1 protein-coding gene is annotated in these 1,496 nt (G+C 39.2%); it reads right to left on the reverse strand.

Features of this window, described 5'->3' with window-relative positions; genetic code table 11:
* Positions 1 to 80: 80 nt before the first annotated feature.
* Positions 81 to 1,373, reverse strand: coding sequence for an ISL3 family transposase (locus HMPREF9088_RS11060; RefSeq protein ID WP_007209342.1), 1,293 nt, complete (start codon positions 1,371 to 1,373; stop codon positions 81 to 83).
* Positions 1,374 to 1,496: the final 123 nt, after the last annotated feature.

Here is a 1,496-nt window from a genome sequence, read left to right on the forward strand (position 1 = left end):
GGCTCTTTGTCAAATGATGTTGGTGAAGAGAAATCTTAGAATTATTGGAGATCAAGAGGATTATTTCCTCTTGATCTTTTTTAGTTTAAAAGCAATGCACTACCGTGACGAATCATGATACGCAACTTGAAATTATAAAAGCTACGAAAGCCATAGGCATTTCGTTTTAACACTTTGATATGGTTGTTTAGGCATTCTAGCGGCCCATTTGAATAACGTTGTTTTAAAGCATTCTTGATTTGTGGAAGAAATTTCTGGAATGTTCTTAAGGTTGTCCGATACCCATCGGGAAGTACGTCGTTGTTGGTAAGCAGTTCTTCAAACGATGCGTGGTCTCGCTTCCTTACAGCATAAAGAAAGTCTTGGTATAACTGATAGCCCGTACGCAAAGCAGGACATCCCTTCAGTAGACGATCGACAATCTCGGTTTCTGTTAAATGTGTTTTGAAGCCAGACCGCCAAAGGTGCCGAGTATAATCAAGCTTACTTTCGTCTTTTTGAAGGAGTTTCCAGTATCTTTTTAGTTGTTTGCCCAGCTGGTATAGTTTTTGTTCTTTGCTCTTTAACAGGTGGTTCGTTTCTTTGATTCGATGATTGCGAAAAGTACGACTGATATGCTGGACAATGTGAAACCGATCAATGATCAGCTGAGCGTTTGGAAACATCTTTTTAACTAACGACACATAAGGGGCGTACATATCGATCACAATCCATTCGACCGCTTCGCGCGTTTCTCTTGGAAAATGACAAAAGTAACGCTCTAGAAAAGGCAGTTGCCGATTCTCGACAATGTCCAATAGGCGGTGTGTTTTTCCATCCATCATGATGAAACTCATGGCACCTGAAACACCCCGGACGGATTTGAATTCATCAAAACAAAGCACCTTAGGCAACGTTGTTCGAAAAGGATTTAATGGACGATAAAACCGCTTCATAATACGGTAAACAGAAGAGACAGACAGATTTTTTTGAGCGGCAATCTCAGTCATTGAGGTATTCCTTTTTAAACGAGTCACAACAGACCAGCGGACTTTCTCACTGATAAAACAGTGCTTTTTCGCAACAGAAGTATCCGCAACGAATGTCCGCTGACAAGCTTTACATTTGAAGCGTTGTTTTTTTAGTTCAAGGTATGTACGGTATTCAGAAACATCGTTCATTAACAACCGGACGGTTGTGGTTCCCCAACGTACAATATCTGAAGCAATTTTATGGTTACAATGAATACATTCTTGGGCGGTGTAGGTCAAACTTCCATGATAAATATGACAGATTTGTCCTTTGTATTTTTCTTTTGTGAGACAGTTTTCGGAAAAAGTAATCGATAAGTCTAGAATATCCAACATTTCTTTGATAAGCTGAGTGTGAGACATCTTGATTCCTCCTTTTGGATTGGTTCGTCAAATTAATTCTAAAGGATTTCAAGGTGTCTTTTCTATTGTTTTTCAAAATAAAAAAGATGCTGGTGTCATCCACCAACATCAAAAAGTATAGAG

Source organism: Enterococcus italicus DSM 15952 (assembly GCF_000185365.1).
In the GTDB taxonomy this organism is placed as follows: Bacteria; Bacillota; Bacilli; order Lactobacillales; family Enterococcaceae; genus Enterococcus_G; species Enterococcus_G italicus.

Coding starts and splice junctions, on each gene's coding strand:
- HMPREF9088_RS11060 (WP_007209342.1), bottom strand. CDS start 1,373: ATGTCTCACACTCAGCTTATCAAAGAAATGTTGGATATTCTAGACTTA.